The following is a 9,576-nucleotide window of genomic DNA, read 5'->3' as shown; positions in this document are numbered from 1 at the left end:
GGTGTGGGGGAGCAGGGGGGTGAGGGCGTCGAGGGCGTCGGCGCGGACGACGTAGCGGGTGATGCCCCAGCGGCGACGGTGGGCGGCGACCGACGCGACGATCTCGTCCTCGGTGCCGATCAGCACGAACGGGCTGGCGAGCAGTTCGGCGACGGTCAGGCCGGTCTCCTTCGCGGTCTGCGCGGCGGCCGCCTCCGCATCGTCGGTCACCACCACCCGCTGGACGAGCGCCTCCAGCTCGGGCGGCTCGGCGCGGCCCGCGGCACCGGCCGCCACCTGGGCGAGTTGCGCCTCGATCTCCGCCTCCCGCCAGCGCACCTCGTGACTGTGGCCGTCAGGCAGCGTACGTCCCAGCCCGGCGAGCCCCACGACGTCGGCGTGCGCGCCGGCCCACCGCAGCAGCGCCGAGTTCGCGGTGCCGACGGTGAGCGGGATCCGCCGTCGCACCGGGCGTGGCCGCTCCAGCCGGGCGCCGTGGACGGTCAGGTCGGCGCTCTCGACGGTGACCTCGTCACCGTCGAGCAGGGCTCGGGTCGCCTCGATGACCGCCACCGCGCGGCGTACCCGACCCGCCACGTCCGGTCGCTCCCGGCCGACGGCCCGCCACTCGGCCGGGGTGTGCCCGGCGCCGATGCCGAGCCGCGCCCGCCCGCCGGAGACCAGGTCGAGGGTCGCCACGTCGGCGGCGAGCAGCATCGGTTCCCGGACGCCCGCGTTCGAGACGTACGACCCGAGACCGATCGAGCTGGTCGCCGTCGCGGCGGCGGCCAGGGCGACGAACGGGGTGGCCACCGCGCCCGGGTGGTCGGCGGCGAGGAGCGCGTCGTAGCCGGCGGCCTCGGCGCGCCGGGCCAGGTCGATCCAGCCGGCGGCGTCGGACGGGCTGGCCTGGAGGGAGAAGGTCACCATGCCGCCCAGCCTGCCGGGGTGAACCCGGCCGCAGCCAGCCGAATCGGGCGATTCTGCTACCGGCAGAGGACCAGGCCGTTCGGTCTCCGTGCGCTGGCGCCGAGGGCGAAGTGTCAGTGTCCCGCGCGGCTCAGGCCCGGAATCGATCAGCCTTCGACGCGGTGGCGCAGGCCGTCCATCAGCAGGTCGAGCAGCCGGCCGGCCTGCTCGCGCCGGGCCGGCTCGCCCGCGACGAGGGAGACACCGCTCAGGCCCGCCAGCACGTCGGCCGAGGGCACGTCCGCGCGTACGGTCCCGGCCGCGACGCCCGCCGCCAGCAGCAGGTCGAGCGCGGCGTGGAGCCGGTCCCGGCTCTCCGCGTACGGGTTGACGCCCGACTCGATGACCAGGCGCAACGCGCCAGCCATCCCCCGCTTGGCCGCGAGGTAGTCGATGAACCGGTCCATCCAGGCGCGCAGCGCCGCGGCTGCCGGGAGTTGCTCCAGCAGTTGCGGCGCGGCGTCGCAGAGCCCTGCCAGCTCGTTGCGGTAGGCCGCCTCGACCAGCGCCTCGCGCGTGGGGAAGTGGCGATAGAGGGTTCCGATGCCCACGCCCGCCTGCCGGGCGACCGAGTCCAGCGTTACCCCCGGCTCGCCCTGGGAAAAGGCCCGTACGGCGGCGTCGAGCAGGCGCTGCCGGTTGCGCTGGGCGTCCGCCCGTAGCCGCCGAGGGGCGGTCTCGCCCACGTCGCCTCCCTCAGCTGTCGGCGCGGCCGGATCGCGGCCGGGGTCGGTCATCAAGCGGAGGGACCCTCCGGTTAGTCTCGGATGTAACGGAGGATCCTCCGCTTTTCAATCGTAGCGGCCGGCCGGCACGGGCCCGCCGTACCGACAAGGATGGATCATGACCAACACGCAGGTGAGCACACCCTTCAATCGGGACAGCACGGCGCTCGAGGTGGTGCGGGGCATCGGTCTCACCGGCCGTCGCGCCGTCGTCACCGGTGCCGCCTCCGGGATCGGCGTCGAGACCGCGCGGGCACTCGCCCAGGCCGGTGCCGAGGTCACCCTCGCCGTACGCAACCCGGAGGCGGGGCACGAGGCCGCCGCCGACATCACCGCGACCACCGGCAACGATCGCGTCCTGGTCGCCCCGCTGGACCTCGCCGACCTGAACTCGGTGGCCGCGTTCGTGGCCAACTGGGACGGCCCGCTGCACATCCTCGTCAACAACGCCGGGATCATGGCGGCACCCGAGATGCGGACCGCGCAGGGGTGGGAGATGCAGTTCGCCACCAACCACCTGGGCCACTTCGCGCTGACCGTCGGGCTGCGCCCGGCGCTCGTCGCGGCCGAGGGCGCCCGGGTCGTCGCGGTCAGCTCGGCGGCACACCTGCGCTCGCCGGTCGTCTTCGACGACCTCCACTTCCAGCACCGGCCGTACGACCCGTGGCTGGCGTACGGGCAGTCCAAGACGGCCAACGTGCTCTTCGCCGTGGAGGCGACCCGGCGCTGGGCCGGCGACGGCATCTTCGCCAACTCCCTGATGCCGGGCGCGATCCGGACCAACCTCCAGCGCTTCGTCGACGAGGAGGAGCTCGCCCGGATGCGGGCGCAGTCCGGCGGGGGCGGTGGCGGCTCTTACTGGAAGACCGCCGAACAGGGGGCGGCGACCTCGGCGCTGGTCGCCACCTCGCCGCTGCTCGACGGAATCGGCGGACGCTACTTCGAGGACTGCCAGGAGGCCGGTCCGAACCAGCCGCCGGCGCGCACCGGGTACGCCTCGTACGCGCGGGACCCGGAGGCCGCCGAGCGGCTCTGGGCGGTCTCCGAGAAGCTGCTGCTCGCCTGAGGCGCGAACGGCGAAGGGCGCCCCGGGTGACCGGGGCGCCCTTCGGGTGTCGCTGCGTCAGCGGGTCAGAGACCCAGTTCCGCCTCGAAGTTGCCGCCCTCCAGCCGCTCCTTGACCGCGACCAGGAAGCGGGCCGCGTCGGCGCCGTCGATCAGCCGGTGGTCGTACGAGAGGGCCAGGTAGACCATCGACCGGACGGCGACGACCTCACCCAGCTCCGGGTCGTTGACCACGACCGGGCGCTTGACCACGGCACCCGTGCCGAGCATCGCCGACTGCGGCGACGGCACGATCGGGGTGTCGAAGAGCGCGCCCCGGCTGCCGGTGTTGGTCAGCGTGAAGGTCGCGCCGGCGATCTCGTCCGGGCTGATCTTGTTGGTCCGGGTCCGCTCGGCCAGGTCCGCGATCCGCTTGGCGATGCCGCCCAGGTTCAGGTCACCCGCGTTGTGGATGACCGGCACCAGGAGGCCGCGCTCGGTGTCGACGGCGATGCCGAGGTGCTCCGCCTCCGGGTAGGTGATCGTCCCGCCGGCCAGGTCCATCCGGGCGTTGACGATCGGGTACGTCTGGAGCGCCTCGATCGCCGCGAGGGCGAAGAACGGCAGGAACGACAGCTTGACGCCGTGCCGCTGCTGGAAGGAGTCCTTCGCCTGCGCGCGGAGCTTGGCGACCCGGGTGACGTCCACCTCGATCACCGTGGTGAGCTGCGCCATCTCGTGCAGCGACTCCTGCATCCGCTTGGCGATGGCCGTGCGGATCCGGGTCAGCTTCTCCGTGGTGCCCCGCTTCGCGCTCGGCTGCGGCTTCGCGGCCGGCTTGGCCGGGGCTGCGGTCGGCGCGGGCGCGGCCGGGGCCGGGGCGGCCTGGGCGGCCTTCGCCCGCTCCGCCGCCTCCAGCACGTCCTGCTTGCGGACGCGACCCCCGACACCGGTGCCGTTGACCGAGGCCAGGTCGACGCCGTGCTCGGCGGCCAGCTTGCGGACCAGCGGGGTCACGTAGCCGGCCGCCTCCGCTCCGGCACCCGGGGCGGGCGCCGCCGTCGGGGCCTTCGCGGCCGGAGCCGGGGGCACCGCCCGCTGCTCGGCCTGGGCCGGCTGCTTGGCGACCTCCGCCTCCGCCGCCGGCTCGTTGTAGGAGACGCCCGGGGCGGCAGCGGGAGCGGGAGCCGGGGCCGGCTTCGCCTCGGGCTGCGGGGCCGGCTTCGCCTCGGCCTGCGGCGCGGGCTTCGCCTCCGGCTGCGGGGCCGGGGCAGCGCCGGCGGCACCGATCACGGCCAGCTCCGCGCCGACCGCGGCGGTCTCGTCCTCGGCGACCCTGATCTCCAGGAGGGTGCCGGCGACCGGCGACGGAATCTCGGTGTCCACCTTGTCGGTGGAGACCTCCAGCAGCGGCTCGTCGGCCTCGACGGTCTCGCCGACCTGCTTGAGCCAGCGGGTGACAGTACCCTCGGTGACGCTCTCGCCGAGGGCCGGCATGGTGACCGCGGTGCCCTGGCCGGACGGCGCCGGGGCGGCCTGCGGGGCCGGGGCGGCCTGCGGGGCCGGCTCGGGCGCGGTGCCCTCGGCGGCCGCCGTCGGCTGCGGGGCCGGGGCGGCCTGCTCGGCCGGGGCCTGCTGCTGCGGCGCGGCGGCGCCGGCCTGCTCACCCTCACCGGCGATGACGGCCAGCTCGCTGCCGACCTCGGCGGTCTCGTCCTCTCCGACCACGATCCGGGTCAGCACGCCCGCCGCCGGCGACGGGATCTCGGTGTCCACCTTGTCGGTGGAGACCTCGAGCAGGGGCTCGTCGACCTCGACGGTGTCACCCTCCTGCTTGAGCCAGCGGGTGACGGTGCCCTCGGTGACGCTCTCGCCGAGCCGAGGCATGGTGACCGATACCGGCATGTTCTCCAGACTCCTTCGTTCCCCTGGTGGGATGATCGCCCGTCGCCGGACGCCGCAAAATACGTTATCGATCAGGCGTGTACGTGCAGCGGCTTGCCGGCCAGGGCCAGGTGCGCCTCACCCAGGGCCTCGGTCTGCGAGGGGTGGGCGTGCACGAGCTGCGCCACCTCGGCCGGGTACGCCTCCCAGTTGTAGATGAGCTGCGCCTCGCCGATCAGCTCGCCGACCCGCGCGCCGATCATGTGCACACCGACCACCGGGCCGTCCTCCACCCGGACCAGCTTCACATGGCCGGCGGTCTTGAGGATCTGGCTCCGGCCGTTGCCGCCGAGGTTGTAGTTGAAGGTCTTGACCTTGTCGGCGCCGTACTGCTCCTTGGCCTTCGCCTCGGTGAGCCCGACCGAGGCCACCTCCGGGTCGCAGTACGTGATCCGCGGGATGCCCGCCTCGTCGATCACGGCCGGGTTCAGGCCGGCGATCTCCTCGGCGACGAAGATGCCCTGCTGGAAGCCGCGGTGCGCGAGCTGGAGGCCCGGCACGATGTCACCGACCGCGTAGACGTTCGGCACGCTGGTGCGCAGCCGCTCGTCGGTCAGCACGTAGCCGCGGTCCATCTTGACGCCCTGCTCCTCGTAGCCGAGGTTGGCGGTGTTCGGGCCCCGGCCGACGGCGACCAGCAGCAGCTCGGCCTCGACGGTCTCGCCGCCGGCGATGGTCACCTTGACACCGTCGGCGGTCTTCTCGACCTTCTCGAACGGCTTGCCGACCTTGAAGTTGATCTTCCGCTTGCGGAACGCCCGCTCCAGCGCCTTCGAGGACTCCTCGTCCTCGGCGGCGACCAGGCGGGGCAGGGCCTCGATGATGGTCACGTCCACACCGAAGGACTTCCAGACGCTGGCGAACTCGACGCCGATCACGCCACCGCCCAGCACGATCACCGAGGACGGAACCCGGTCCAGGGTCAGCGCGTGGTCGCTGGTGATGACCCGCTCGCCGTCGATCTCCAGGCCGGGCAGGCTCTTGGCGTACGAGCCGGAGGCCAGCACGATGTTGCGGCCGGTGTAGCGCTTGCCGTCGACCTCGACGGCGTTCGGCGCGACGAGGCGACCGGCCCCGGCCACCACGGTGATGTTCTTGGAGCTGCCCAGCAGGCCCTGCAGGCCCTTGTAGAGCCGGCCGATCACGCCGTCCTTGTACGTGTGCACCGCGGCGATGTCGATGCCGACCAGCTCGGCCTTCACGCCGAACTGCTCCGACTCGCGGGTCTGGTCGGCGACCTCGGCCGCGTGCAGCAGCGCCTTCGTCGGGATGCAGCCGTTGTGCAGGCAGGTGCCGCCGAGCTTGCCCTTCTCGATCAGCGCGACGGAGAGGTTCAGCTGGGCGGCGCGCAGCGCGGTCGCGTAGCCGCCGCTGCCACCTCCGAGGATGACGATGTCGAAGGTTGCGTCGTTCGGCTCGCTCACGTCCAACTCCCAGGTAGCGACAGTGCATCGGGGGTCACGGCGGGACGCCTCTTGGGCAGACCCCACCTCGGTCATCTTGTCACCACCGGCCACAGAGCGCGTACCGAGGTGCCCAACGACACGTCCCCGACACGTACGCTTGGCACCGTCGTCGATGACGGATTGTGGGGGAGAGGTCCGTGGGATTGTTCCGGCGCCGCAAGCCGATGCGCGCGGTGAGCCAGGATCGGGCGGTCGACCGTGCCGATCTGGGGCATCTTGAGAACTTCGTCCGCACCCGGCGCGGCGTCGAGGCCTACATCGAGCCTCGGACCACCGTCACCGAGACCACGGTGATCCTCATCGCCGACGACGGGGAGTGGACCCGCCGGCGGGTCGACGGCCCGGACGGGGCCCGTCGCTTCGCGCACCGGCTGGGGATCCCGATCTACGATGTGCGCCTCATGGGCTACCCGCAGCGCATGCGCGACTTCAACGAACGCCGCAAGCGCCGTCCCGAGCTCTACTGAGCGCCCACTCAGCCCCCGCGGTGGGGCCTCGTACACGGAAAGAGTGGCTGTTCCGCGCGGAACAGCCACTCTTTCCGTGAAACTGCGCATCGCCCCGGGGCCGGGGTGGGCGGGGTCAGCCGTTGGCGGCGACGTCCTCCACCAGGTGCACGAGGGTGCGGACCGGCACGCCGGTGCCGCCCTTGGTCCAGTAGCCGGTCGGCTCACCCGAGTGGTATCCCGGCCCGGCGATGTCGATGTGCGCCCACGCCACGTCCTCGGTGACGAACTCGCGCAGGAACACGCCGCCCTGCAGCATGTGCCCGGCCCGGTCCATCCCGGCGTTGACCTGGGAGATGTCGGCCACGTCGGAGTCCATGCCCTTGCGCACGTCGTCCGGCAGCGGCATCGGCCAGGCCGGCTCGCCGGTCGCCTCGCCGGCGACCTTCACCCGCTCGCAGAGCTCCGGCGTACCCATCACACCGGCGATCCGCTTGCCCAGCGAGATCACCTGGCCGCCGGTCAGGGTGGAGGTCTCGAAGAGGTAGTCGGTGCCGTCCTCGCAGGCGCGGGCGATCGCGTCGGCCAGGATCATCCGGCCCTCGGCGTCGGTGTTCAGCACCTCGACCTTCTTGCCGCTGTACATGCTGATCACGTCACCGGGCCGGTACGACGTCCCGGACGGCATGTTCTCGGCCATCGGCAGGTAGCCGGTCACCGCGACGGACGGCTTGAGCGCCGCCACCGCCAGCATCGCGGCGCCGACCGCCGCCGCGCCCGCCATGTCGGACTTCATCTCCCACATGCCCTGGGCCGGCTTGATCGAGATGCCGCCGGTGTCGAAGGTGATGCCCTTGCCCACCAGCGCCACCCGCTTGCCGTTGCCGCCGCCCTGCGGGGTGTAGGTGAGCTTGACCAGCCGCGGCGGGGCCTCCGAGCCCTGCCCGACGGCGATGATGCCGCCGTAGCCGCCGTCGCGCAGCGCCGCCTCGTCGAGCACCTCGACGCCGAGCCCGGCCTCCCGCGCGGCGTCGGCGACCGCCGCGGCGAAGGTCGGCGGACGCAGCTCGTTCGGTGCCGTGTTGACCCAGTCGCGGCTGGTCAGGACCGCGCCGACCACCGCCGCGGCGCGGGTGACCTCGGCCTGGGCGGTGCTCTCCGTGGCGTCCGGCACGGCCACCAGCACCTCGGCGACCGGCTCGCGCCGGGCCGGCTGCGGCCGGGTCTTGTAGCCCGCGAAGCGGTACGCGCCGAGCAGCGCGCCCTCGGCGACCGCCCGCAGCGCGGCCGGGGCGTCGGCGTCGTCGGGCAGCGGCAGGGCCACCGCCACCCGGGACGCGCCGGCGAGGGCGCGGACGGCCGAACCGGCGGCCCGGCGCAGGGTCTCCGGGTTCGGCGCGGCGCCGGTCGGCTCCGGGCCGAGGCCGACCGCGGCGACCACCGGAGCCGTGATCGTGCCCAGCGTCGCCAGCTTGATCACCTCGCCCGGGCCGCCGGTCGCGCCGAGCAGCGCCAGCGTCTCGGTGAGCTTCCCGTCGAAGGCGGCGGCGATGCTCTCGGCGCCGCTGGCGAGCAGCAGGGTGCCGGCGAGGCCGCTGGTGGCGGCCTGCTCACCGGTCTGGCTGTGCACGCCGATCACGATGGCGTCGACGGCGAGCTCGGCAGGGTCGGTGTCGACCAGGCTGAGGGTGGTGCGGGGCGATGTCACTGAGCTACTCCGGGCGGGCCGGGCCGGCCGCGACGACGCGTACCGGCGGTGAAGGTCTCCGGCGGCGAACCTACCCGCCGGACGTGTGGGTTGTCCCGCCGAGCGAATCGGCGGGTCCCGCCGATGCTAACCAGCCTGTCCGGCCCCGGTAAGTTGCCACCCATGACCGACGTGACCACCGACGTAGCCGCGACCCGGCTGCGCCGTTCCCCGCTGCACGAGCGGCACACCGCTGCCGGCGCCAAGTTCGCTCCCTTCGGCGGTTGGGAGATGCCGCTGGAGTACGCCGGCGGCGGCGTGCTCCGGGAGCACACGGCGGTCCGCACCGGGGTGGGCGTCTTCGACGTGTCCCACCTCGGCAAGGCGCGGGTGACCGGACCGGGTGCCGCGGACTTCGTCAACGCCTGCCTTAGCAACGACCTGGGCCGGATCGGACCCGGCCGGGCGCAGTACACCCTCTGCTGCGACGACGCCACCGGCGGGGTCGTGGACGACATCATCGCCTACCTGCACGCGGACGACCACGTCTTCCTGATCCCGAACGCCGCGAACACCGCCGAGGTGGTCCGCCGGCTGCGCGCCGCCGCGCCGGCGACGATCACGGTCACCGACGAGCACGAGGCGTACGCGGTGCTCGCCGTGCAGGGGCCGCGCTCGGCCGAGCTGCTCGACTCCCTGGGCCTGCCGACCGGGCACGACTACATGAGCTTCTCCGCCGCCACCCTGCACGCCGGCGTACCGGTCGAGCTGACCGTCTGCCGGACGGGGTACACGGGTGAGCTGGGTTACGAGCTGGTCGTCCCGGCCGAGCACGCGGTCGCCGTCTGGGACGCCCTCTTCGCCGCCGACGAGTCGTACGACGTGCGCCCCTGCGGGCTCGCCGCCCGCGACACGCTGCGGACCGAGATGGGGTACCCGCTGCACGGGCAGGACCTGTCGCTGGAGATCACCCCGGTGCAGGCCCGCTCCGGCTGGGCCGTCGGCTGGGACAAGCCGGCGTTCTGGGGCCGGGACGTGCTGCGCGCGGAGAAGGCGGCCGGCGCCCGGCGCACGCTACGTGGCCTGGAGGCCGTCGACCGGGCGATCCCGCGCCCCGGCATGACCGTGTACGCCGGCGAGACGGTTGTGGGCACCGTCACCAGCGGCACGTTCTCGCCGACCCTGAAGCAGGGCATCGCCCTGGGGCTGCTGGACACGGCGGCGAACCTGGCCGACGGCGACCTGGTCGAGCTGGACGTCCGCGGCCGCCGCGCCCGGATGCGCGTCACCCGCCCCCCCTTCGTCCAACCCCACAC

At 73.5% G+C, this 9,576-nt stretch carries 8 protein-coding genes; 3 read left to right on the top strand and 5 right to left on the bottom strand.

The features are described from left to right. On the bottom strand, window positions 1-909 hold a 909-nt coding region (locus E1211_RS27155; protein ID WP_132352254.1), incomplete at its 3' end, for an LLM class flavin-dependent oxidoreductase. A gap of 146 nt (window positions 910-1,055) precedes the next feature. Continuing rightward, window positions 1,056-1,634, bottom strand: a complete 579-nt coding sequence (locus E1211_RS27150) for a TetR/AcrR family transcriptional regulator (RefSeq protein ID WP_243709715.1) — start codon at window positions 1,632-1,634, stop codon at window positions 1,056-1,058. A 157-nt stretch (window positions 1,635-1,791) separates the two neighbouring features. Here E1211_RS27150 and E1211_RS27145 point away from each other — a divergent pair, with 157 nt between their 5' ends. Next, window positions 1,792-2,739, top strand: a complete 948-nt coding sequence (locus E1211_RS27145) for an SDR family NAD(P)-dependent oxidoreductase (RefSeq protein WP_371686207.1) — start codon at window positions 1,792-1,794, stop codon at window positions 2,737-2,739. A gap of 65 nt (window positions 2,740-2,804) precedes the next feature. Here the strand turns inward: E1211_RS27145 and sucB are convergent, their stop codons facing one another. Next, complete coding sequence (gene sucB / locus E1211_RS27140; protein ID WP_132352248.1) at window positions 2,805-4,622, bottom strand: 2-oxoglutarate dehydrogenase, E2 component, dihydrolipoamide succinyltransferase; 1,818 nt, start codon at window positions 4,620-4,622, stop codon at window positions 2,805-2,807. A 71-nt stretch (window positions 4,623-4,693) separates the two neighbouring features. Then, window positions 4,694-6,085 (bottom strand): dihydrolipoyl dehydrogenase, encoded by a 1,392-nt coding sequence (gene lpdA / locus E1211_RS27135; protein WP_132352246.1) that lies wholly within the window; start codon window positions 6,083-6,085, stop codon window positions 4,694-4,696. A gap of 179 nt (window positions 6,086-6,264) precedes the next feature. On the opposite strand from lpdA, the gene E1211_RS27130 reads away from it, so the two are divergent. Next, the gene (locus tag E1211_RS27130; protein ID WP_132352244.1) at window positions 6,265-6,594 is read left to right on the top strand and encodes a hypothetical protein; all 330 of its coding nucleotides are present in this window, start codon (window positions 6,265-6,267) and stop codon (window positions 6,592-6,594) included. Between the two features lie 115 nt (window positions 6,595-6,709). On the opposite strand, the gene E1211_RS27125 is transcribed toward E1211_RS27130, so the two are convergent. After that, entirely contained in the window at window positions 6,710-8,281 is a 1,572-nt protein-coding gene (locus E1211_RS27125; protein ID WP_132352242.1) for a leucyl aminopeptidase, read from the bottom strand. 162 nt (window positions 8,282-8,443) lie between these two features. On the opposite strand from E1211_RS27125, the gene gcvT reads away from it, so the two are divergent. Next, the coding region (gene gcvT, locus E1211_RS27120) for a glycine cleavage system aminomethyltransferase GcvT (RefSeq protein ID WP_132352240.1) at window positions 8,444-9,576 on the top strand (1,133 nt) is incomplete at its 3' end.

Origin of the sequence: Micromonospora sp. 15K316 (assembly GCF_004348525.1) — a bacterium.
Classification (GTDB): Bacteria; Actinomycetota; Actinomycetes; order Mycobacteriales; family Micromonosporaceae; genus Micromonospora.
Note: the sequence above shows the minus strand (reverse complement) of the source record. Positions and strands in the feature narration are given on the sequence as shown.

Excerpts from the sequence above, each read along its gene's own strand:
- E1211_RS27145 (WP_371686207.1), top strand. The coding sequence starts at position 1,792 with ATGACCAACACGCAGGTGAGCACACCCTTCAATCGGGACAGCACGGCG.
- sucB (WP_132352248.1), bottom strand. The coding sequence starts at position 4,622 with ATGCCGGTATCGGTCACCATGCCTCGGCTCGGCGAGAGCGTCACCGAG.